The following is a 21,684-nucleotide window of genomic DNA, read 5'->3' as shown; positions in this document are numbered from 1 at the left end:
GGAGCGATGTACCTGATGACGATAAAAAACCTTCTTATTTGTTGCCTGGCGCTGTTGCTGGCAGCCTGCGGCGGAACCGGCTCGGTACGCCCGGGCTCGGCCGACGACACACCGGTCAGCGATAAAGGCAACGACATCGTCATCTATTCGCTGGGCCTGATCGACACCAACTACCGTTTCGGCGGCAAGAATCCGGAAGCCGGGCTCGATTGCAGCGGCATGGTCAGTTACGTGTACAGGCAGGCGGCGGGACTCAAGGTCAGCGGCAGCGCGGCAGACATTGCGCGCCAAGGCCGAGCCATCTCCAGGACTGAGCTGCGCCCCGGGGACCTGGTTTTCTTCAACACGATGAACCGGGCTTTTTCCCATGTCGGCATTTATATCGGCGACGGCCGTTTCATCAACGCGCCTTCGACCAACGGCAAGGTGCGCATAGACCGTCTCGACAACCGGTATTACGCAACACGCTTCGAGGCAGTGCGCCGGTATTTCGATTAGGCTTGCAACTGATTGCTGCCACAAATAAAAAAGCCGTTCCGGAATCAACCGGAACGGCTTTTTTTTACATGCGGACAGCGTCCGTCTTATTTCTTCTTCGGAATGAACAGGTCGGTAATCGTACCCAGGCCCATCTCTGCCGCAAACATCGGCGTTTCCGACAAGGTCGGATGCGCATGGATGGTCAGCGCCAGGTCTTCCAGGTCGGCGCCCATTTCCATCGCCAGCACGGTTTCCGCCAGCAGTTCGCCGGCATTCACGCCGACAATGCCGGCGCCGATGATGCGCTTGGTAGCCGGATCCCACAACAGCTTGGTCATGCCGTCGTCACGTCCCATCGCCAGCGCGCGGCCGCTTGCCGCCCACGGGAAATTGGCTTTTTCGAAAGGAATGCCCTTGGCCTTGGCTTCGGTTTCGGTCAAGCCCATCCATGCGATTTCCGGATCGGTGTAGGCCACCGAAGGAATCGTCATCGCATCGAACTCGACCTTGTGGCCGGCGATCACTTCGGCGGCAACCTTGGCTTCGTTGGTGGCTTTGTGGGCCAGCATCGGATCGCCGCAGATATCGCCGATGGCGAAGATATGCGGCACGTTGGTGCGCTGCTGCTTGCTGGCCGGGATGAAACCGCGCTCGTTGACGATCACGCCGGCTTTTTCGGCGGCGATTTCCTTGCCGTTGGGACGGCGGCCTACTGCCACCAGCACCATGTCGTACAGCTGCGGTTCCGGTGCTGCGGGAGAGCTGCTGTCGGCGCCTTCAAACGTTGCGCGCAAGCCTTCTTTCAGGGCTTCCAGCTTGGTCACCTTGGTTTTCAGGTAAATCGCTTCGTAGCGTTTTTCGATGCGTTTCTGCAGCGGCTTGACCACATCGCGGTCCGCTGCCGGAATCAGGCCGTCGGCAAATTCGACCACGGTTACCTTGGAGCCGAGCGCGTCATAGACGCAAGCCATTTCGAGGCCGATGATGCCGCCGCCGATGACCAGCAGCTTCTTCGGGATCTGGCGCAGTTCCAGCGCGCCGGTGGAATCGATCAGGCGCGGATCGTCGTACGGGAAACCGGGAATGCGGGCAACCGACGAACCGGCGGCGATGATCGCATTCTTGAAGCCGACCACTTTCGGCCCCTCGGCAGTGGCCACGGTAATCGTATTGGCCGAGCTGAATTCACCCTTGCCGGTCAGCACCTGCACTTTGCGCGCCTTGGACAGGCCGGACAAGCCGCCGGTCAGTTTCTTGATGACGCTTTCCTTCCAGCCGCGCAGGGCATCGATATCGATTTCCGGCGCCGACATCTTGACGCCGAAATGCGCCATCTCCTCGGCTTCGGTAATCACCTTGGCTGCATGCAGCAATGCCTTGGACGGGATACAGCCGACGTTCAGGCAAACCCCGCCCAGGCTAGGATAGCGCTCGATCATCACCACGCTCTGGCCGAGGTCGGCGGCGCGGAAAGCCGCGGTATAACCGCCGGGGCCGGCGCCCAGCACCATGGTGTCGCATTCGACATCGACCTTGCCGGCGAAACTGACGGCGGCGGGAGCGGCCACGGCAGGCGCCGCAGGCGCGGCTGCCGGAGCAGAAGGCGCCACTGCCGGCGCGGCGGCAGCGGCGCCGGTAGTTTCCAGCACCAGGATCAGCGAACCTTCGCTGACCTTGTCGCCCACCTTGACCTTGACTTCCTTGATCACGCCGGCGTGGCTGGAAGGAATTTCCATGCTTGCCTTGTCCGATTCGACCGTGATCAGCGACTGGTCGACCTTGACGCTGTCGCCGGCCTTGACCATCAGTTCGATGACATCGACATCCTTGACATCGCCGATATCCGGCACCTTGATCTCGACGATGCCGGCGGCGCCGGATGCGGCAGGCGCCGCGGCTGCAGGCGCTGCTGCGGCAGCAACCGGAGCCGGCGCCGGCGCGGCGGCGGGCGCTGCAGCTGCAGCCGCGGCGCCGGCGGCTTCCAGCACCAGCATCAGCGAACCTTCGCTGACCTTGTCGCCTACCTTGACCTTGATTTCCTTGATGACGCCGGCCTGGCTGGAAGGGATTTCCATGCTGGCCTTGTCCGATTCGACCGTGATCAGCGACTGGTCGACCTTGACGGTATCGCCCACCTTGACCATCAGTTCGATGACTTCTACATCCTTGACGTCGCCGATATCCGGGACTTTGACTTCAACCATGCTCATAGCGTTTGCTCCATGCTCGCTCCTCCGTCGGGAGGAAAAATGTGTGATGTTGTATGCTGCGCGCCGCTTACGCGTCCGGCGACGCGCCAGGCGGCAATTTCATTTCAAAACTGTGGATGCGCAAGGGCATGGCAGAACTTTTATCGAATTCAACGCCGGCATGAATCCCTACCTCGGCGATATGCTGCGCGCTGACGTCCTTGTCATACACCGCATACATCGCGCCCAGGGCGAAATTGCGGCCGCTGCCTATGCCCCAGAAACGGTCGAAACTGAATACCTCGCGATACGAATACACGCCGAAGATGCCGTAAGGATTGGCAACCAGGGCAGTGATCTGCGACGACTCGTAAGGGTCGTCTTCATCCTCTTTGGTGTTCAGGAAATACTGGTCCTTGAGGATGGTGTGCACCTTGGAAAAGGTATCGAACACCTCATCGCGGCTATTCAGCTTGCACTCTTCGCCCATCCCCGTCAGCAGCTTGCGCATCACGGGAAAATGCGCGGCGGTGCCGGCCAGCGTGATATACGATTCGCCGATCTGGAATATCTTGTTGTTGACCTCATAGGCATGCGACAAGCGGGTATCGCCGAAAGTCACCAGCGAGTCCGATGCAATCGCGATCTGCCCATTTTTTTTGACGACAACGCAGGTAGTCATAATTGCTCTCCATCTGTATGCCAATTGACCGCAAGCGGCGCCGGCTGAAACACGCTGCTCTTTCAGCCGACGCCGCCTGGCATCACAACAGTGTCTTGCGCATGTCGGCCAGCACTTCAGCCAGGTAGACGCTGAAACGCGCACCCATGGCGCCGTCGACCACGCGGTGGTCATAGGACAGGGAGGTCGGCATCATCAGGCGCGGCACGAACTGCTTGCCGTCCCATACCGGTTTCATCGACGCTTTCGACAAGCCCAGGATGGCGACTTCAGGCGCATTGATGATCGGCGTAAATGCCGTGCCGCCGATGCCGCCCAGCGACGAAATCGTGAAGGTCGCGCCTTGCATGTCGGCCGGCTTCAGCTTGCCTTCGCGCGCCTGTGCGGACAGTTCGCCCATTTCCAAGGCAATCTGGCTGATGCCTTTCTTGTCGGCATCCTTGATCACCGGCACCACCAGGCCATTCGGCGTATCGGCAGCAAAACCGATGTTGTAGTACTGCTTGAGGATCAGGTTTTCACCCTTGCCGTCGAGCGAAGCGTTGAATGCCGGGAATTTCTTCAGCGCCGCGACGCTGGCTTTGATCACGAACGCCAGCATGGTCAGCTTGACCGGCGACTTGGCCTTGGCGAAGCTGTCGTTGGCTTGCTTGCGGAATTCTTCCAGTTCGGTGATGTCGGCTTCGTCGAATTGCGTGACGTGCGGGATCATGACCCAGTTGCGATGCAGGTTCGGACCGCTGAGCTTCTTGATGCGCGACAGCGGCAGCAACTCGGTCGGCCCCTGTTTGCTGAAGTCCAGCGACGGCCATGCCAGCAGGTCCAGGCCGACGCCGCTGCCGCCCTTGCTGCCCGCAGCGGCAGCGCTGCCGCCGGCCGCGCCGGAGATCACGCCCTTGACGTAATTCTGTACATCTTCGTGGGTGATGCGGGCCTTGATGCCGGTGCCGGCGACCTTGCTCAGGTCAACACCCAGTTCGCGCGCGAACTTGCGCACCGACGGCGATGCATGCGGGATGCCGCCGCTGGCGTGCGCCGGTGCCGGCGCCGCCGGAGCGGGCGCAGCTGCTGGAGTCGGTTTGTTTTCTGCCGCTGCTGGCGCAGGGGTTGGGGCCGGAGCTGCCGCGGCCGGCGCCGGCGCTGCCGCAGCCGGGGCGCTGGCAGGAGCGCCGGCCGCCGCATCGGCTTCCAGCACCAGCACCAGCGTGCCTTCCTTGACCTTGTCGCCCAGCTTGACTTTCAATTCCTTGATCACGCCCGCATGGCTGGACGGGATTTCCATGCTGGCCTTGTCGGATTCGACGGTGATCAGCGACTGGTCTACCTTTACCGTGTCGCCGACTTTCACCATCAATTCAATGACTTCAACTTCACTGACGTCGCCGATATCCGGGACTTTGACTTCCACCATACTCATCGCTTAGCTCCATTCATTCTGCCCGCTGCACATCGCGGGCCTGAGTTTCCTTTCAGAAAATTCAGGCCCGCGCATGACAGCCGTGGAAATTTTAATACTGGCTTGGTTACTCTTACGTATCTTGCGTATTGCTGCTTGTTATCCAGATATCAAGACCAGTACCTTATTGCGTGACCGGATTCGGCTTCTCCGGATTGATACCATACTTGGTAATGGCATCGGCGACAACCGAGGCTTTGATCTTGCCTTCGTCGGCCAATGCCTTCAATGCCGCCACCGCTACATAATAACGGTTGACTTCAAAGAATTCACGCAGCTTGGCGCGTGTGTCGGAACGGCCGAAGCCGTCCGTGCCCAGCACCTTGTAAGTACGGCCGGCAGGAATGAAAGCACGCGCTTGCTCAGCAAAAGTACGCATGTAGTCGGTGGAAACGATGATCGGACCGGCGGTGTCTTTCAGGCACTGGGTGATGTGCGCCACGCGCGGAGCGTCCGTCGGGTGCAGCATGTTCCAGCGTTCCACGTCCTGGCCGTCGCGCGCCAGCAGGGTGAACGACGGCGCCGACCAGACATCGGCGTCCACGCCCCAGTCGCTGGCCAGCAAGGCTGCGCCTTCGATGACTTCGCGCAGGATGGTGCCGGAACCCATCAGCTGCACGCGCTGCTTGTTCTTCTTGCCGCCTTCCTGCAGCAGGTAGAGGCCCTTGATGATGCCCTCTTCCTGGCCTTCCTTCAGGCCTGGATGGCTGTAGTTCTCGTTCATCAGGGTCAGGTAGTAGAACACGTCTTCCTGGTTGGTGACCATGCGGCGCAGGCCGTCATGCATGATGACCGCCACTTCGTGCGAGAAGGTCGGATCGTAAGGCACGCAGTTCGGGATGGTCGACGCCAGCACGTGGCTGTGGCCGTCTTCGTGCTGCAAGCCTTCGCCGTTGAGCGTGGTGCGGCCGGCGGTGCCGCCCAGCAGGAAGCCGCGGGCGCGCATGTCGCCGGCTGCCCATGCCAGGTCGCCGATACGCTGCAGGCCGAACATCGAGTAATAAGTGTAGAACGGGATCATGACCCGGTTGTTGGTCGAGTACGAAGTTGCCGCGGCAATCCACGAGCTCATGCCGCCGGCTTCGTTGATGCCTTCCTGCAGGATCTGGCCGGCCTTGTCTTCACGGTAGTACATCACCTGGTCTTTATCGACCGGCTCGTACAGCTGGCCGACCTGGCTGAAAATGCCGATCTGGCGGAACAAGCCTTCCATGCCGAAAGTACGCGATTCGTCGACCATGATAGGCACGACGCGCTGGCCCAGGCTCGGGTCGCGCAGCAGGGTGTTCAGGATGCGCACGTAAGCCTGGGTGGTGGAAATCTCGCGGCCTTCCGCGGTCGGTTCCAGCGCGCCCTTGAATGCGGACAGTTCCGGCACCACCAGCACTTCGTCGGCTTTCTGGCGGCGCTGCGGCAGGTAGCCGCCCAGCGCTTTGCGGCGGGCGTGCAGGTATTGCATTTCCGGGGTGTCGTCGGACGGCTTGAAGAACGGCACGTCAGGCAGCTGGTCGTCGGAAATCGGCAGCTGGAAGCGGTCGCGCATGGCCTTGATGGCTTCGTCGTCGAGCTTCTTGGTGTTGTGCGCGGTGTTGCGCGCTTCGCCCGATTTGCCGAAGCCGTAGCCCTTGATGCTCTTGACCAGCAAGACGGTAGGCTGGCCCTTGTGTTCCTGCGCTACCTTGAAGGCAGCGTAGATCTTGTGCGGATCGTGGCCGCCGCGGGTCAGGTGCCAGATGTCGTCGTCCGACATCTTGCTGACCAGTTCCAGCAGTTTCGGATGCTTGCCGAAGAAATGCTTGCGCACGAATGCGCCGTCCTTGGCCTTGTAGTTCTGGTATTCGCCGTCGACGGTTTCCATCATCACGCGCTGCAGGATGCCTTCCTTGTCGCGCGCCAGCAGGTCGTCCCAGCCGGCGCCCCAGATCACCTTGACCACGTTCCAGCCGGCGCCGCGGAAATCGCTTTCCAGTTCCTGGATGATCTTGCCGTTGCCGCGCACCGGACCGTCCAGGCGCTGCAGGTTGCAGTTGACCACCATCACCAGGTTGTCCAGGCGTTCGCGGCCGGCCATGCCGATGGCGCCCATCGATTCCGGTTCGTCCATCTCGCCGTCGCCGCAGAAAGCCCAGACCTTGCGGTTGGCGGTATCGGCGATGCTGCGTGCATGCAGGTACTTCAGGAAACGCGCCTGGTAGATCGCCATCAGCGGGCCCAGGCCCATCGATACGGTGGGGAATTGCCAGAAATCCGGCATCAGCTTCGGATGCGGGTATGAGGACAGGCCGTTGCCGTCGACTTCGCGGCGGAAGTGCAGCAGCTGTTCTTCCGTCAGGCGGCCTTCGAGGAAAGCGCGGGCGTAGATGCCTGGCGACGAGTGGCCCTGGATGTACAGCAGGTCGCCACCGTGGTTTTCAGAAGGTGCATGCCAGAAATGGTTGAAGCCGATGCCCAGCATGTTGGCCAGCGAGGCAAAGCTGGAGAGGTGGCCGCCGAGGTCGCCGTCGAGGCGGTTGGCCTTGACCACCATCGCCATCGCATTCCAGCGCATCCACGAACGCAGGCGCTCTTCGATCTCGAGGTCGCCCGGGCAATGCTCGCCCATGTGGGCAGGAATGGTGTTGACGTATGCGGTATTGCTGGAAAACGGGATCTGGGCGCCGCGGCGGCGGGCCAGGTCGACCATTCTTTCCATCAGGTAATGGGCGCGTTCAGGGCCCTCGGTTTCAATGACAGCTTCTAGCGCATCAAGCCATTCTTGGGTTTCAATGACATCTGGATCGTTGGCGGCCTGGGCCAAAACCTGGTCGAGCTGGGCTGACATGCTGAGTCTCCTGAATATGTGCGCTTGTCCGATCTGACACCGGACTTGCGGGTTGGGTCGCAAGCATCTACGTCACTATGTAGACGGGTGCCAAATTCTAACAGGAGTTTTTTTGATTTCCAAATAGCGATATTCAATTTCACAATATGAAAATATGCTGCATAGCAAGGCAAATTAGCATAAAACAGCGCCTTCACTTTCCCTCGTCATGGAGTCGAAAACATGAATCTCGGACACATTTTGCATGGCGCAACGCAACAATAATTATATATAAACACTATTAAAATTCGACTTATAGCTAATTCGATATAAGAACTAGCGGAAATCTAAGTAAAAAAGCGCTAAACCAGAATTGGCTAGCGCTTTTTATGCCCGGGAAATCGGTTCCCGATTTCGCTTAAGCGGCCTTGCCACCTTTTTTCTTGGCGCCGATGCGACTTTCCTTGCCGGCCAGCAGATTGCCGATATTCTTGGCATGGCGATAGATCAGCAAGGCGCTCATCACCACGATCGCCAGCAGGATCATGTCCGGCCCTTCCATCAGCGCATAGAAGAAAGGCGCGAAGACGCTGGCGACCAGGGCCGCCAGCGAGGAATAACGGAACGCATAAGCCACGATCAGCCAGGTTGCGATAGTCGCCAGGCCCAGCCAAAGGCTGATGCCGAACAAAATGCCGAACAAGGTGGCCACGCCCTTGCCGCCGGCAAAACGGAAAAACACCGGCCATAGATGCCCAAGGAAGACCGCCACCGCGGCCAGCGCCACCGCGCCGTCTTCAAGGCCGAACTGCGGCCCGTATCTTTGCGTCAGCCATACCGCCAGCCAGCCCTTGAAACCGTCGCCGAGCAGTGTCAGGGCAGCCGCGGTCTTGTTGCCGCTGCGCAGGACATTGGTGGCGCCGGGGTTATTCGAACCGTAGGTGCGCGGATCTCCCAGCCCGAACAATTTGCTGGTGATGATGCCGAACGACACCGAACCGATCAGGTAGGCGGCAATCGCGAATAACAATGTATACATGCGTGTCTCTTTCTTTTGTATTTGAGTGGTCCAGGACCTATTCGTCCAGCGCGCAGCGGACTGCTTTTGCATGCAGCAGGCCGGCCGCGTCTTGCGGCGCCATGCCGACCAGGTAGCCGCGCCGGCCACCGTTAATATATATCTTCTGCAGGGCCAGGATGCTCTCTTCGATATACACCGGCAGCGCCTTGCGGGTAGCGAACGGCGACGTGCCGCCGATCAGGTAGCCCGAATGGCGGTTCGCCACCTCAGGCTTGCAGGGTTCCACCGATTTGCAGCCGATCTGCCGCGCCAGGTTCTTGGTCGACACCTTGCGGTCGCCATGCATCAGGATGATCAGCGGCTTGGCCGCCTCGTCCTGCATCACCAGCGTCTTCACCACATGGTGCTCGTCCACGCCCAGCGCGCGCGCCGATACCGTGGTGCCGCCATGTTCCTCATATGCATAGGGATGCTCTGAAAAGACCGCGCCGTGCTTGCGCAAGAACTGCGTCGCCGGGGTCTCTGAAATATGTTTTGTCATACCGGGTTACTTGAATGCAGCGGGCCGGAGCGCCTGCTTGCACATCATGTTTTCGCCAGCCCCGATGCAGCGACAGTCCTTGCCGCTGATCTGCGCTGAGCGGACAGGCAGCGCTTAAGGCTGCTTAGGCTCATCGGAAGCAGGTTCGCCGCTCGCCGGCAGTTCGGAGTCGGCCGTATCCTCTGTCTCAACTTCGGTGGAAGAGCCCTTCTCCAGCTTGCGCTTCAGTTTTTCTTCCTTCTTTTTTTTCTTTTCTAATTCTTTCTGCCGTTTTTCATACTGAAAATTCGTTTTTGCCAATTGCGCCCCCTAAATAGACTCTTGAATGATGTAGTACAGGATACAGGAGAATAATTGGGAGGATGCAGAATTCAATCCGAAGAAAATTACAATATGGCAATAAAATAAAACGAACTCATCCACCTCCACCCTCCATCCAGCCCCAGGATTTCAGCCGCGCGGATGATGCGCCGCATGGAGGGCCTTCAGGCGCTCGCGCGCCACATGGGTATAAATCTGGGTGGTCGATATGTCAGCGTGCCCCAGCAGCAGCTGCACTACACGCAAATCGGCGCCGTGGTTCAGCAGGTGGGTGGCAAATGCATGGCGCAAGGTATGCGGCGACAAGGGCGCGTTGATGGCCGCCTTGGCGGCGTACTTCTTGATCAGGGTCCAGAACATCTGGCGCGTCATGGCGCCGCCGCGCGCCGTCACGAACAAGGCGTCGTCCATCTGGCCATTCATGATCTGGCCGCGCGCATCTTTCAGGTAACGCACGATCCAGTTGCGCGCCTCTTCGCCGAACGGCAGCAAGCGAGTCTTGCTGCCCTTGCCGGTAATCCGCAGCACGCCTTCGTTCATGCCGACTTCCAGCGATTTCAGCAGCACCAACTCGGATACCCGCAAACCGCTGGCGTACATCAGCTCCAGCATGGTGCGGTCGCGCAGGCCAAGCGGCGTGGCGACGTCGGGCGCCGCCAGCAGCGCTTCCACCTGGATTTCGGACAAGACCTTGGGAAAGCGCGGCGCCTGCTTGGCCGAACGCAGATGCAGGCAAGGATCGGCGCTGACCCGGTTTTGCCGCAAGGCCAGCAGGTAGAAGCGCTTCAGCACCGCCAGGCGCCGATTCGAGGAAGTGGCCTTGCTGCTGTCATGCCTGGCCAGGAAATAGGCGTTCAGGTCGCCGGCATGGACCGCAAACAGGGACTTGCCGTCCGGCTGTTCCTGCAGCCATAGCGCAAACAGGGTCATGTCGCGCCGGTACGCCTCCAGCGAGTTCTTGGCGAGGCCGTCTTCCAGCCACAAGCTGTCGCAGAATTCGTCGATTGCAGTTTGATGTTCGGCGCCAAGCGCCGGCTTGGCCTCGCTCCCGGCCTTGGACCTGGTCACAGGCCGACCACGCCTTCGTGCTCCAGCAGCCAGCGCTTGACCCGCAGATGGAAACCATCCGCCTCGTCGTGATGGGAAAAGCCGCCAATCCCGCCGGCCGCGGTCACCCGGTGGCAAGGGATCACCAGCGGAAACCAGTTGGAGCCGCAAGCTTGCCCAACCGCGCGCGGCGCCGATTCCACCAGCTTGGCAACCTGGCCGTAAGTGAGCACTTCCCCGCGCGGGATCGCCGCAATCGCCTTCCACACTTTGTGCTGGAACGCGGTGCCTAGCGGGGCCAGGGGCAGGTCGAAGCGAAAATCCGGTTGTTCCAGGTAACGGCAGATCTGCTTGACCGCACGTTCGGCCAGGGCATCGGTGGCGTCTTTTTCGTGGAAAGAAGGAGGGAGATAGACCAGTTCCTGCAACAGGCCAGCTTCAGTGCGTATGCCCATCGCACCGAACGGCGCGGCGACCACCGCAGTGAAATGCTGTGCGGGCAGCTGACCGCCGGTGCGCTTTACGGGACTGCCGGGAATTATATTCATACCGCAAGCATAAAATAAAAAAGGCGCATCTGTGTCGATGCGCCTCAAATTACTTCGTTATGCACTCCCGGCTGTTTAGACAGCTTCATTCGGAATGCACGGTCTCCTCAGTATCCCCGGTATCAATACCGTTCTTATGCACCACCACCTACAATCCCGTTTTTACAACCTCGTTGGCAAATTCCTTTGCCGGACGCGGATCTAAATTCTGTACCAGATAAAGCCACTTGCCGGAAACCGCAATCCGCTTCAGCCCGCTGCGAAATTGCCGCTTTTGCAAGCTGCAATCTCTAGTGTGGTCGCACTGTAACAGGTGTTACCCGGATTTAACAAATAATTTATATGAATCATTTTGACTAAACAACATAGGTTTACACTAAACCCTTATCAAACTAATACTCAGCAATTTCGGCAGATTTTCCACACGGAAACTAACTTCAACGCCTGGCCCCGGGAATTACTCAGGAATGTCCAACATGTCGACAATCCAGCCCGCTTTCTAACAATATCCGCCACTCCATGTATATCGTCAATCTGTTGTTTCCTGATTTTTCGCTAATCTTGCTGGGAGCCGTGCTGCACCGCATCAGCAATTGGGGCGCCGAGTTCTGGACCGGGGCGGAAAAGCTGGTGTATTTCCTGCTGTTCCCCGCCCTGCTGTTTTACTCCACCGCGCGCACACCGCTCAGCTTCGACACCAGCGGCAAGATGCTGATGGTCGGCATGGGCGCGCTGCTCGGCGCCATCCTCCTCACCTGGCTGGGCAAACCGTGGATCAAGGCGGCGCCCATGGATTACGAATCCGGCATGCAAACCGGCTATCGTTTCAATTCGTACATGGCGCTGGCCCTGGCTGCCAGGCTGGGCGGCGAGCAGGCCACCGGCATGATGGCGATGCTGATCGGCTTTGGCGTGCCCCTGTGCAACCTGGCAGCGGTGCATGCCTTGGCGCACAAAAGCGGCGGCCTGTTCAAGGAACTGGCGCGCAATCCCCTGCTGATCGCCACCGCTTGCGGCCTCTTGTACAGCCTGTCCGGACTGCCGCTGCCGGAAGTGGCGGGAGCGGTCCTGTCGCGGCTCGGCAACGCCGCACTGGCGCTGGGTTTGCTGCTGGTGGGGGCGGGCCTGCGCCTGAGCGGCGTGCACCGGGCCAAGGCGCTGGCCGGATATTTCCTGGTGGTCAAGCTGCTGGCGCTGCCGACCATAGCCTGGCTGCTGGGGCAGTGGCTGGGACTGGCGCCATCGCAATTGCAGCTGGTGGTGCTGTTTTGCGCCCTGCCTACCGCCTCCAGCGCTTACATCCTGGCCGCCAGGATGGGCGGCAACGGTCCGCTGGTGGCGTTCATGATTTCCGCCGGCACCATGCTGTCGGCGCTGACCTTGCCGTTCTGGCTGTGGGTGCTGCAGCACTGAGGTTAATCGATGCCGTGCTGCTGCAATGCCCACGCCACGTGCTCGCGCACCAGTTCGGACGGATCGTCTCTGCGCTGCTGCAAGGCGGCGATGATCTCCGGCGTAGCGGCGCCGGCCGCCGCGGTATTGCCAAGGCCGACCGCCATATTGCGCAGCCAGCGCTGGTAGCCGATGCGGCGGATCGGGCTGCCTTCCATGCGGCTGTTGAACTGTTCCTCGCTCCAGCCGAACAATTCCACCAGCGTAGCCTGGTCGAGGCCGTTGCGGACGTCGAAATCGCCCAGCGTCGACGGTTGCGCAAACTTGTTCCATGGGCAGAACAGCTGGCAATCGTCGCAGCCATAGACGCGGTTGCCGATCAGGGGCCGCAGTTCCACCGGGATGCTGCCTTTCAATTCGATCGTCAGGTAAGAGATGCAACGGCGGGCGTCGAGCCGGTAAGGGCCGACAATCGCCTTGGTCGGACAGACATCGATACAGGCGCTGCATTGCCCGCAATGCGAACTGATGGCCGGGTCGACCGGCAGCGGCAGGTCAGTCAGGATTTCGCCAAGGAAGAAAAACGAGCCGGCCTCGCGATTAAGCAGCAAGGTGTGCTTGCCGCGCCAGCCCAGGCCGGCTTTCTGCGCCAGCGCCACCTCCATCACCGGCGCCGAATCGGTAAACACGCGATAACCGAATTCGCCGATCTCGCCCTTGATGCGATCGGCCAACTGCTGCAGGCGCGAACGCAGCACCTTGTGATAATCGCGGCCGCGCGCATACAGCGAAACGGTGGCGCTGCCGGCGGCCGCCGGCGCCAGCCGCGCCTGCTCGCGCGGGCGCCAGCTGCCCTGGTCGTCCTGGTAGGCGCGCGGCAGGTAATCCATGCGCACCGCGATGGCCCGGATCGCGCCGGGCACCAGTTCGGCAGGCCGGGCGCGCTTCATTCCGTGCGCTGCCATATAATCCATGTCACCGTGATAACCGAGCGCAAGCCAAGCCTCGAAACCGGCCTCTTGCTGCGCCAGGTCGACATCGCTGATGCGGATATCGGCGAAGCCAAGCTCCCGCCCCCACGCTTTGATGGTGGCGGCTAGCGCGGTTAAATCCTGGTCGATTACTGCCATGGCTGGTGCGTTTCAAAAAGACTTCAGAAAGACTTGAAAGAAAGATTTGATACAAAGGACTATGTGACGAGATGCAGCATTTTACAACCCACCTGCATGACGAGGCCGGAACCGGCGCGCTCGGCGCCGCATTGGCCAGGGCCTTGCTGCCCGGGCTGGCGATCCACCTGCACGGCGACCTGGGCGCCGGCAAGACCGCGCTGACCCGCGCCTTGCTGCATGCCGCCGGCTACCAGGGCCACGTCAAAAGCCCTACTTACACCTTGGTGGAACCTTATACGATCCAGATAGCCCAACAGGCGGTCGAAGTGATGCATTTCGACTTGTACCGGATGGCCAGCGCGGACGAATTCCTGGAAGCCGGCTTCCGCGAATACTTCAATCCCGACACCATCTGTATCGTCGAATGGCCGGAAAAAGCCGATAGCGCGTTGCCGCCGCCCGACATCAGTGTATTACTCAGCGTTTCCCGTGTTTCCGACAAGGGACGTGATGTAGAATTGCAGGCGTTATCTGATAAGGGTAGTCAATGTCTCGCTCGACTGAAATTTGCGCCAAACCTCTAAAATCAAAAATCCGCCGCACCGTACTCAAGGCCGGCGGTACTTTGCTCATTTCAGTCCTGGCGCCACTCTCGGCGCGCGCCGCGCAAATTGTCGCGGTACGGGTCTGGCCGGCGGAAGACTACACCCGCGTCACGCTGGAAAACGACGCTGAACTGAAAACCACCCATTTCCTGGTGCAGAACCCGGACCGCATGGTGGTCGACATCGAAGGCATCGAACTCAATCCGACCTTGAAGGAACTGGTCGCCAAGATCCAGCCTAACGATCCTTACATCAAGCAAGTCCGGGTCGGCCAGAACCGCCCGAATGTGGTGCGGCTGGTGTTCGACCTCAAGGAAGAAGTCACACCGCAGGTGTTCACCCTGGCGCCGGTGGGCGGCTATCAGCATCGGCTGGTGTTCGACCTGTATCCGGTCAACCCGCCAGATCCGATCCAGGCGATGATTGAAAAAGGCGAATGGCCTTCCTCCACGCCAGGTGAAATTACGCCGCCGGTGGCGCAAACCAAACCGCAGGAGCAAAAACCGCCGCTGCAGCCGCAGCCTGAACCGCCGCAAGTCGCCAAGGCCGATCCGAAGCCGGACAAGACGCCGACGCTGACCCGCATGATCACGATTGCCCTCGATCCCGGCCATGGCGGCGAAGATCCGGGCGCCACGGGGCGCGGCGGCAATCGCGAAAAAGACGTAGTGCTGTCGATCGCCAAGCGGCTCAAGGCCAAGATCGAGCAGCAGCCGAACATGCGCGTGATGCTGACGCGCGACGCGGATTTTTTCGTGCCGCTCGGCGTGCGCGTGCAAAAGGCCCGGAAAGTGCAGGCCGACCTGTTCGTCTCCATCCATGCCGACGCCTTTGTCACGCCGACCGCACGCGGCTCCTCAGTGTTTGCCTTGTCGGAGAAAGGCGCCAGCTCCACCGCCGCGCGCTGGCTGGCCAACAAGGAAAACTCGGCCGACCTGATCGGCGGCATCAACATCAAGAGCCACGACCGCCAGCTGGCCAGCGTGCTGCTGGACCTATCGACCACGGCGCAGATCAACGACAGCATGAAGCTCGGCAGCGCAGTGCTGAGTGAGATCGGCGGCATCAACAAGCTGCACAAGGGCGCGGTGGAACAGGCTGGTTTTGCCGTGCTGAAAGCGCCGGACATCCCGAGCATCCTGATTGAAACCGCGTTCATTTCCAATCCGGAAGAAGAAGCCAGGCTGACCGATAACGCTTACCAGGACCAGATGGCGGACGCAGTCCTGAAAGGGATCAAGAAGTACTTTGCCCACAACCCGCCGCTGGCAAGGAATCGCCTGACCTAAGCTGCCAGGCCGGCACCAAACAAAAAGGGCGCGCTGCAAACTTGCAGCGCGCCCTTTTTTCATCCGGCGTCGCCAGCGCTTACGCGCCGCGCATTTTCTTGTAGAACTTCCACAGTCCGCCCAGCGCCACCGGCACTACCGCCGCGCCGACCCCGATCAGCACGATGGTGTTCAAATGATCGCGGATGACGGGAATATTACCGAAGAAGTAACCGGCCGACACCAGGCCTACCACCCAGATCAGGGCGCCGGTAATATTGAAGAACTGGAATTTGGAGAAAGTCATTTCCGACACCCCGGCCACGAACGGCGCGAAAGTCCGCACGATAGGCACGAAGCGCGACAGGATGATGGTTTTGCCGCCATGGTGCTCATAGAACGCGTGGGTCTTTTGCAAAGCCTTCTTGTCCAGCCATCGATAGTCATGGGTGTAGACCTTGTGCCCGATCAGGCTGCCTATCCAGTAATTGAGCGTGTTGCCGGTAGTGGCGGCGATGACCAGCAAAGCCATCAGGGCCCAGATGTTCATCTCGCCGGTTGCGCAAAACGCGCCGCCGATGAATAACAGCGTATCGCCAGGCAGGAACGGCAGGACCACCAGGCCGGTTTCGCAAAAAACTATCAGGAACAGGACCATGTAGATCAAGGCGCCATATTCCTTGATCAAGAAGCCGAGGGATTTATCGACATGCAGGATGATGTCGATGAATTGCATGAAGTCCATAGTCCGTGTTCCTCAGTTAACCGCTTTATGATTGAAAAGTCTTATGCACACTGACTTTCCTTTGTTGAATAAAGTTCACCCGTTCGACAACAGCATCGCCAGGAAGCCCGGCGCGCTTTTCCTCAGGTAGCGCCGGAATAATACACTACCAAAGACAGCGCAAACTTAGATTTGGCAATTGCCTGCGCCGGCGCGCGCGCAAACAACCGCTGGCTCCGGCTTCGGTATAATCGCTGCATGAATCCACCGCTCTCCCCTATCCGCGCCATCCAGCAGCTGCCCGACAACCTGATTTCGCAAATCGCGGCAGGCGAGGTGGTCGAACGGCCGTCCGCCGTGGTCAAGGAATTGCTGGAAAACGCGCTGGACGCAGGCGCCACCCAAATCACGGTGCGGCTGGAACAAGGCGGCGTCAAACGCATCGCCATCACCGACAACGGCCGCGGCATTGCGCCGGAACAATTGCCGCTGGCGCTGGCGCGCCACGCCACCTCAAAAATCAGTTCGCTGCACGACCTGGAAAATGTCGCCACGCTGGGATTCCGCGGCGAAGCGCTGGCGTCCATCGCCTCGGTATCGCAGCTGACCCTGACCTCGCGCACCGCCGATGCCGGCCACGCCTCGGAAATCGACGGCAGCACGCTGGCCGTGACGCCGTCGTCCGGCGCCCAAGGCACCACGGTCGACGTCCAGGATTTGTATTTCAATACCCCGGCCAGGCGCAAGTTCCTCAAATCGGAGCAGACCGAATTCGGCCACTGCGCCGAAGTAGTGCGGCGCATCGCGTTGGCGCGGCCGGATGTATCGTTTTCGCTGACGCATAACGGCAAGACCGTCGACCACTGGAACATCACCGAAATCGCCAAACGCAGCGCCAGCATCCTCGGCAACGAATTTGCCAACGCCCGCCTGGCGCTCGATGAAGGCGCCGGACCGCTGCGCCTGCACGGTTTTGTCGGCTTGCCGACCGCCTCCAAGGCGCGCGCCGACGCCCAGTATTTCTACGTCAACGGCCGTTTCGTGCGCGACAAGCTGCTGGTGCACGCCGTGCGCGCCGCTTACCAGGACGTGCTACACGGCGACCGCTACCCGTCGTATGTGCTGGGACTGGACCTCGACCCGGCGCTGGTCGACGTCAACGTGCATCCATCGAAAATCGAAGTGCGCTTCCGCGACAGCCGCTCCGTCCACCAGTTTGTATTCCATGCAGTCAGCCGTGCGCTGGCGCAAACCTCCGCCACCTCGTTCGGCGCGACGCCGGCGCCGCTGCCCTCGCCCAGCGGCGCGATGCCGTGGATCCGCGGCTCGCAAGAACATTTGCAGGCGATCCTGCAACCCAACACGCAAGTGCCGCAGCAGCAGACTTCATTCGGACCGCAATTTGCGCCGACCGCCAATGGCGTGGCGCAAACCATGGCCAATTACGGCGCGCTGTTTACCGGCAATGACCCTGCCGGCGGCGCTGCAACCTATCCGGCAGCACCGCAGCAGCTTGCCAGCCAGACGCTGCCGAGCGACGACTTCCCGCTCGGTTTCGCGCTGGCCCAGCTGCATGGCATCTATATCCTTGCGCAAAACACCAAGGGCCTGGTGCTGGTCGACATGCACGCGGCGCATGAACGCATCCTGTACGAGCAGTTGAAAGGCGCGCTGGATGAAGATGCGATGCAGGTCCAGCCGCTGCTGATCCCGGTCACCTTCTTTGCCGACGCGGTTGAAGTCGGCACCGCCGAAGAAAACCAGGAAACCCTGCATGCGCTAGGTTTTGACATCGCCGCGATTTCGCCCACCACGCTGGCCGTACGCTCGGTCCCGGCCCTGCTGAAAAACGCCGATGCGCAAACGCTGGCGCGCGATGTGCTGCGCGACGTCCGCGAATTCGGCGGCTCGCGGGTCCTGGTCGAACGGCGCAATGAACTGCTCGGCACCCTGGCCTGCCACACCGCGGTGCGCGCCAACCGCAGCCTGACGGCGCCGGAAATGAACGCCCTGCTGCGGCAAATGGAAGCCACCGAACGCGCCGACCAGTGCAACCACGGCCGCCCCACCTGGAGCCAGCTGGCGCTGTCCGACCTGGACAAACTATTCTTGCGCGGCCAGTAAGCGGTATGCCATCACAGCCAGCACCAACCACAGCGAAGCCGCTGGTGATCGCCATCATGGGCCCCACCGCCTCCGGCAAGACCGCCGCCGCACTGGAAATCGCGAGACACATTCCGTCCGAAATCATTTCGGTCGATTCGGCACTGGTGTACCGCGGCATGGATATCGGCACCGCCAAGCCCAGCCGCGACGAACTTGCCGCGGCGCCGCACCACCTGATCGACATCATGGAGCCGACGCAATCCTACTCGGCCATGCAATTCCGCGACGACGCGCTGCGCCTGTCCGCTGAAATCCACGCACGCGGCAAGCTGGTGCTGATGGTCGGCGGCACCATGCTGTATTTCAAGGCCCTGCGCGACGGCCTCGACGCCTTGCCGCAAGCCGATCCCGCGCTGCGCGCCAGGCTGGACGCCGAAGCGGCCTTGATCGGCGTGCCCGGCATGCATGCCCGGCTGGCCCAGCTCGACCCTGCCACCGCCGCCCGCCTGAAACCCAACGACAGCCAGCGCATCCAGCGCGCCCTTGAAATCATCGAACTCAGCGGCCAGACCATGTCCTCGCTACTGATCGACCGGCAGGCGCCGGAGCTGCCCTTCGACATCCTGCCGATCGCCCTGGAACCATCGGACCGCAGCGTGCTGCACGACCGGATCGCCCGGCGTTTCGACCTGATGCTGGACCCGCAAAGCGGCGGCCTGATCGGCGAAGTCGAAACCCTGCGCGCCCGCGGCGACCTGCATCTCGGCCTGCCATCCATGCGTTGCGTCGGCTATCGCCAGACCTGGGAATACCTGGACGGCCAGTACGGCTACCAGGAACTGCGCGAAAAAGGCATCGCCGCCACCCGCCAGCTGGCCAAGCGCCAGCTCACCTGGCTGCGTTCCATGCCGGAACGGATTGTGATCGACTGTATTGGCGACCATGTTGCCGATACAGTGCTGGAGACGGTAACAGCGGCCCTCAAGCAGCGATAACGCTACGAAATTGCCCTTGGGAAGCGCCCTGAACCTGTTTTTCTTGACAGCATTTGGAGAAATGCTTCATAATTTAGGGCTTCATTGGTGATATAGCTCAGTTGGTTAGAGCACAGCACTCATAATGCTGGGGTCGGTGGTTCAAGTCCACCTATCACCACCAAGAACACGTTTCAAGAAGTCCAGTAACGTACAGAAACCCGCCTCTAGCCTAGTGCTGATGCGGGTTTTTTGTTTTCTGAGCGTTTTTAACGTCCGTTGACATCCAGGTTTTATGAGGGTATTTTTGTGGGTATGGGCCGATACCCGCAAGGAAAGTACCCGCAAAATGCCAAAATTAGCCACCCCGCTGACGGACATACAGCCACGCAATGCCAAACCCAAGGACAAACCCTACAAGCTGGCCGATGGCGGCGGCCTGTTCTTGCTAATCACCCCAGACGGCGCGAAGTATTGGCGCATGGCTTATCGTTTTGAGGGTACTGAACGATTACTTGCATTTGGGAAATACCCCGATATCTCGTTGAGCGATGCCCGAAAAGCAAGAATGGCGGCGCGTGAAAAGATCAATGCCGGTGTCGATCCGGCTCAGGCCAAGCGGATAGAGAAGAAAAACAAAGCAACCGCGAACGCCAACACCTTCGAGGCCGTGGCGCGTGCATGGCACGCAAACAAGTTCGACTCTTGGCAACCAGGGACGGCAAAAAATTTACTGCACAGACTTGAAAAAGACGTTTTCCCGCTAATCGGTAAATATCCCATTTCAGAAATCAAAGCGCCGGTCATGTTGGACGTGTTGCGCCAGATCGAAAAACGCGGCGCGATAGAGATGGCAAAGCGACAGGGGCAAGTCTGCAGTCTGATATTCGAGTATGTCATCGCGTCGGGAATAGCCGACATTAATAACCCTGTGCCCAGCCTACGCAGCGCATTAAAAGCAACAACTAAAGGTCACCACGCGGCAATTACGCCGGATGAGTTGCAGCAATTTATCCGCGCCTTTGAGAAGATCGAGGGGCGCATGTACCCGCCTACAAGAATCATGTTTCGACTGATGATGCTGACCTTTGTACGCACCAGCGAGTTGACTACAACGGAATGGACAGAAATCGACCTTGAAAACGAAAGCTGGGTGATCCCGTGGCAGCGCATGAAAATGGGCAAGAGGAAACTGAATCCGCGCAAAATCGATCACCACGTATTTTTACCGCGTCAAGGCTGGCAGCTACTCCGAGAGCTACACCAACACACGGGCGGTAACAAGTACCTTTTCCCTAACCTGCGCGATCATGAAAAACCAGCAACCAACTACGGCATTCTGGCCGCACTCAGGCGCATGGGCTACAGCGGCAAGATGACCGGCCACGGATTCCGCTCATTGGCGATGGGCGTCATCAAAGAACGCTTAGGCTACCGCCACGAAGTTGTAGACCGTCAGCTATCCCATGCATCCGGCGACACCTATGGTGAAGCATATGACCGCGCAATGTTTCTTGACGAACGCAAGGTCATGATGCAGCAGTATGCCGACTACCTGGACACGGTGGCCGGCGGCACGATAATCGCGGGGAAGTTCGGTAGAGCCGCATAGAATCAGTTGAGTCGTGCCTCCCCCAATAGCGGGGGAAACAGATATTGCACCCCCTATCTGCGGCATGGCTTCCGATATTTGATGGGGGACAAGGAGGCGCTGCATGAGTCTTGACGATGACATACATTTTCAACTTGAAATACCAGCTAACAAGAAATTTTTTACTGTTGGAGAAATACCAAATTTAACAGCCGGGGCTATTTGGCCCGAACCAGAATTCAACGACTCTCCTTCGGATATGAACAAGATTGAAGTCGAACAGGCGCATGAACGGTTTCTGAGTGACGCAATCGACAATGGAGAGGTGCGGGTTTTCGACCCCATCCTCTATCTTAAAATGCCGATAGATGCGGAGTACAAAGACACACGCGCCAAAGAGAATCTTGTTTCACAAATGCAATTTATTGAATTTGCCAGATCACTAGGTATCGAGACGCGTATCGCAAATGAGCCGGTGGAAATTACGCCAGACTTACCGCATGTCGACGAAAAAGAAATTTCGGGAAAATCCGAAACTGCTTATCTCCATATTATTGGCGCCTTGGTTGATCTTTACTGGCGTGCAGCCAAACCAGGCCAAACCAAAATAAATCAATCCGAAATAATCGCAGCGTTAGAGACATACCGTGGTTTTGCCGGGTTGAGCGAACGCAATCTAAAAGACAAACTCTCAAAAGCCATCAAGGCTGTTCTCAACGAATAGTGCAGTTGCACTCTAATAAGGTGCATTTGCATTTTCGCCCCTAGTAGTCATTACTAAGCTTTCCTTACACTGCCGCGACACAGCAGGGACGTTATGGAAAGAT

The 21,684-nt window shown here is 59.5% G+C and carries 19 protein-coding genes and 1 tRNA gene; 9 read left to right on the top strand and 11 right to left on the bottom strand.

The window, feature by feature from the left end; all coding sequences use genetic code 11:
• Nucleotides 1–15: 15 nt before the first annotated feature.
• Nucleotides 16–498 (top strand): C40 family peptidase, encoded by a 483-nt coding sequence (locus tag BM062_RS12765; protein ID WP_092397496.1) that lies wholly within the window; start codon nucleotides 16–18, stop codon nucleotides 496–498.
• Nucleotides 499–584: 86 nt separating this feature from the next.
• Here BM062_RS12765 and lpdA read toward each other — a convergent pair whose 3' ends face one another.
• The 9 genes from lpdA to BM062_RS12720 all read right to left on the bottom strand — a co-directional run bounded on the left by lpdA (nucleotide 585) and on the right by BM062_RS12720 (nucleotide 11,085).
• Entirely contained in the window at nucleotides 585–2,690 is a 2,106-nt protein-coding gene (gene lpdA / locus BM062_RS12760; RefSeq protein ID WP_092397362.1) for a dihydrolipoyl dehydrogenase, read from the bottom strand.
• Between the two features lie 67 nt (nucleotides 2,691–2,757).
• Nucleotides 2,758–3,351, bottom strand: coding sequence for an Ntn hydrolase family protein (locus tag BM062_RS12755; RefSeq protein ID WP_092397360.1), 594 nt, complete (start codon nucleotides 3,349–3,351; stop codon nucleotides 2,758–2,760).
• A gap of 82 nt (nucleotides 3,352–3,433) precedes the next feature.
• Complete coding sequence (gene aceF / locus BM062_RS12750) at nucleotides 3,434–4,768, bottom strand: dihydrolipoyllysine-residue acetyltransferase (RefSeq protein ID WP_092397358.1); 1,335 nt, start codon at nucleotides 4,766–4,768, stop codon at nucleotides 3,434–3,436.
• A 163-nt stretch (nucleotides 4,769–4,931) separates the two neighbouring features.
• On the bottom strand, nucleotides 4,932–7,628 hold the full coding sequence (gene aceE / locus BM062_RS12745) for a pyruvate dehydrogenase (acetyl-transferring), homodimeric type (protein ID WP_092397356.1): 2,697 nt from the start codon (nucleotides 7,626–7,628) through the stop codon (nucleotides 4,932–4,934).
• A gap of 397 nt (nucleotides 7,629–8,025) precedes the next feature.
• Nucleotides 8,026–8,646 carry a glycerol-3-phosphate 1-O-acyltransferase PlsY gene (gene plsY, locus BM062_RS12740; RefSeq protein WP_092397354.1) on the bottom strand — a complete coding sequence of 207 codons (621 nt, stop codon included), beginning with the start codon at nucleotides 8,644–8,646 and terminating at the stop codon, nucleotides 8,026–8,028.
• 37 nt (nucleotides 8,647–8,683) lie between these two features.
• Nucleotides 8,684–9,169, bottom strand: coding sequence for a Cys-tRNA(Pro) deacylase (gene ybaK / locus BM062_RS12735; RefSeq protein WP_092397352.1), 486 nt, complete (start codon nucleotides 9,167–9,169; stop codon nucleotides 8,684–8,686).
• 114 nt (nucleotides 9,170–9,283) lie between these two features.
• Complete coding sequence (locus BM062_RS12730; RefSeq protein ID WP_092397350.1) at nucleotides 9,284–9,469, bottom strand: hypothetical protein; 186 nt, start codon at nucleotides 9,467–9,469, stop codon at nucleotides 9,284–9,286.
• A 150-nt stretch (nucleotides 9,470–9,619) separates the two neighbouring features.
• Nucleotides 9,620–10,558: a site-specific tyrosine recombinase XerD gene (gene xerD, locus BM062_RS12725; RefSeq protein WP_092397348.1), complete on the bottom strand. Its 939-nt coding sequence runs from the start codon at nucleotides 10,556–10,558 to the stop codon at nucleotides 9,620–9,622.
• Nucleotides 10,555–11,085: a methylated-DNA--[protein]-cysteine S-methyltransferase gene (locus BM062_RS12720; protein ID WP_092397346.1), complete on the bottom strand. Its 531-nt coding sequence runs from the start codon at nucleotides 11,083–11,085 to the stop codon at nucleotides 10,555–10,557. Before BM062_RS12720 ends, xerD begins: the two co-directional genes overlap by 4 nt.
• A gap of 519 nt (nucleotides 11,086–11,604) precedes the next feature.
• Here BM062_RS12720 and BM062_RS12715 point away from each other — a divergent pair.
• Nucleotides 11,605–12,498 carry an AEC family transporter gene (locus tag BM062_RS12715; RefSeq protein WP_092397344.1) on the top strand — a complete coding sequence of 298 codons (894 nt, stop codon included), beginning with the start codon at nucleotides 11,605–11,607 and terminating at the stop codon, nucleotides 12,496–12,498.
• Nucleotides 12,499–12,500: 2 nt separating this feature from the next.
• On the opposite strand, the gene queG is transcribed toward BM062_RS12715, so the two are convergent.
• A complete protein-coding gene (gene queG / locus BM062_RS12710) occupies nucleotides 12,501–13,607 on the bottom strand; it encodes a tRNA epoxyqueuosine(34) reductase QueG (RefSeq protein ID WP_092397342.1) in 1,107 nt (368 codons plus the stop codon).
• 71 nt (nucleotides 13,608–13,678) lie between these two features.
• Between queG and tsaE the strand changes: the two genes are divergently transcribed.
• Nucleotides 13,679–14,173, top strand: coding sequence for a tRNA (adenosine(37)-N6)-threonylcarbamoyltransferase complex ATPase subunit type 1 TsaE (tsaE, locus tag BM062_RS12705; protein WP_092397340.1), 495 nt, complete (start codon nucleotides 13,679–13,681; stop codon nucleotides 14,171–14,173).
• Nucleotides 14,137–15,483, top strand: a complete 1,347-nt coding sequence (locus tag BM062_RS12700) for an N-acetylmuramoyl-L-alanine amidase (protein ID WP_092397338.1) — start codon at nucleotides 14,137–14,139, stop codon at nucleotides 15,481–15,483. The genes tsaE and BM062_RS12700 overlap by 37 nt, the downstream gene beginning before the upstream one ends.
• Before the next feature lie 79 nt (nucleotides 15,484–15,562).
• On the opposite strand, the gene BM062_RS12695 is transcribed toward BM062_RS12700, so the two are convergent.
• The gene (locus BM062_RS12695; RefSeq protein WP_092397336.1) at nucleotides 15,563–16,207 is read right to left on the bottom strand and encodes a VTT domain-containing protein; all 645 of its coding nucleotides are present in this window, start codon (nucleotides 16,205–16,207) and stop codon (nucleotides 15,563–15,565) included.
• Nucleotides 16,208–16,444: 237 nt separating this feature from the next.
• Between BM062_RS12695 and mutL the strand changes: the two genes are divergently transcribed.
• The 5 genes from mutL (at nucleotide 16,445) to BM062_RS12670 (ending at nucleotide 21,581) form a co-directional block, all read left to right on the top strand.
• Nucleotides 16,445–18,310, top strand: coding sequence for a DNA mismatch repair endonuclease MutL (mutL, locus tag BM062_RS12690; RefSeq protein WP_092397334.1), 1,866 nt, complete (start codon nucleotides 16,445–16,447; stop codon nucleotides 18,308–18,310).
• A 5-nt stretch (nucleotides 18,311–18,315) separates the two neighbouring features.
• Nucleotides 18,316–19,287 (top strand): tRNA (adenosine(37)-N6)-dimethylallyltransferase MiaA, encoded by a 972-nt coding sequence (miaA, locus tag BM062_RS12685; RefSeq protein ID WP_092397332.1) that lies wholly within the window; start codon nucleotides 18,316–18,318, stop codon nucleotides 19,285–19,287.
• An 86-nt stretch (nucleotides 19,288–19,373) separates the two neighbouring features.
• Nucleotides 19,374–19,450: transfer RNA gene (locus BM062_RS12680), tRNA-Met, on the top strand.
• Between the two features lie 165 nt (nucleotides 19,451–19,615).
• Complete coding sequence (locus tag BM062_RS12675; RefSeq protein ID WP_092397330.1) at nucleotides 19,616–20,878, top strand: tyrosine-type recombinase/integrase; 1,263 nt, start codon at nucleotides 19,616–19,618, stop codon at nucleotides 20,876–20,878.
• A gap of 103 nt (nucleotides 20,879–20,981) precedes the next feature.
• Nucleotides 20,982–21,581 carry a hypothetical protein gene (locus BM062_RS12670; protein ID WP_092397328.1) on the top strand — a complete coding sequence of 200 codons (600 nt, stop codon included), beginning with the start codon at nucleotides 20,982–20,984 and terminating at the stop codon, nucleotides 21,579–21,581.
• Nucleotides 21,582–21,684: the final 103 nt, after the last annotated feature.

Source organism: Collimonas sp. OK412 (assembly GCF_900112135.1).
GTDB lineage: Bacteria > Pseudomonadota > Gammaproteobacteria > Burkholderiales > Burkholderiaceae_D > Collimonas > Collimonas rhizosphaerae.
The sequence above is the reverse complement of the archived record's forward strand: the minus strand, read 5'-3'. Positions and strand labels throughout refer to the sequence as shown.

Bases quoted from the DNA above. Each gene is read 5' to 3' on its own strand.
- BM062_RS12695 (WP_092397336.1), bottom strand. From the start codon at position 16,207: ATGGACTTCATGCAATTCATCGACATCATCCTGCATGTCGATAAATCC.
- BM062_RS12715 (WP_092397344.1), top strand. From the start codon at position 11,605: ATGTATATCGTCAATCTGTTGTTTCCTGATTTTTCGCTAATCTTGCTG.
- aceE (WP_092397356.1), bottom strand. From the start codon at position 7,628: ATGTCAGCCCAGCTCGACCAGGTTTTGGCCCAGGCCGCCAACGATCCA.
- BM062_RS12755 (WP_092397360.1), bottom strand. From the start codon at position 3,351: ATGACTACCTGCGTTGTCGTCAAAAAAAATGGGCAGATCGCGATTGCA.
- BM062_RS12765 (WP_092397496.1), top strand. From the start codon at position 16: ATGACGATAAAAAACCTTCTTATTTGTTGCCTGGCGCTGTTGCTGGCA.
- lpdA (WP_092397362.1), bottom strand. From the start codon at position 2,690: ATGAGCATGGTTGAAGTCAAAGTCCCGGATATCGGCGACGTCAAGGAT.
- BM062_RS12700 (WP_092397338.1), top strand. From the start codon at position 14,137: ATGTCTCGCTCGACTGAAATTTGCGCCAAACCTCTAAAATCAAAAATC.
- miaA (WP_092397332.1), top strand. From the start codon at position 18,316: ATGCCATCACAGCCAGCACCAACCACAGCGAAGCCGCTGGTGATCGCC.
- mutL (WP_092397334.1), top strand. From the start codon at position 16,445: ATGAATCCACCGCTCTCCCCTATCCGCGCCATCCAGCAGCTGCCCGAC.
- BM062_RS12675 (WP_092397330.1), top strand. From the start codon at position 19,616: ATGCCAAAATTAGCCACCCCGCTGACGGACATACAGCCACGCAATGCC.
- BM062_RS12670 (WP_092397328.1), top strand. From the start codon at position 20,982: ATGAGTCTTGACGATGACATACATTTTCAACTTGAAATACCAGCTAAC.
- queG (WP_092397342.1), bottom strand. From the start codon at position 13,607: ATGGCAGTAATCGACCAGGATTTAACCGCGCTAGCCGCCACCATCAAA.
- tsaE (WP_092397340.1), top strand. From the start codon at position 13,679: ATGCAGCATTTTACAACCCACCTGCATGACGAGGCCGGAACCGGCGCG.
- plsY (WP_092397354.1), bottom strand. From the start codon at position 8,646: ATGTATACATTGTTATTCGCGATTGCCGCCTACCTGATCGGTTCGGTG.
- ybaK (WP_092397352.1), bottom strand. From the start codon at position 9,169: ATGACAAAACATATTTCAGAGACCCCGGCGACGCAGTTCTTGCGCAAG.
- aceF (WP_092397358.1), bottom strand. From the start codon at position 4,768: ATGAGTATGGTGGAAGTCAAAGTCCCGGATATCGGCGACGTCAGTGAA.
- BM062_RS12720 (WP_092397346.1), bottom strand. From the start codon at position 11,085: ATGAATATAATTCCCGGCAGTCCCGTAAAGCGCACCGGCGGTCAGCTG.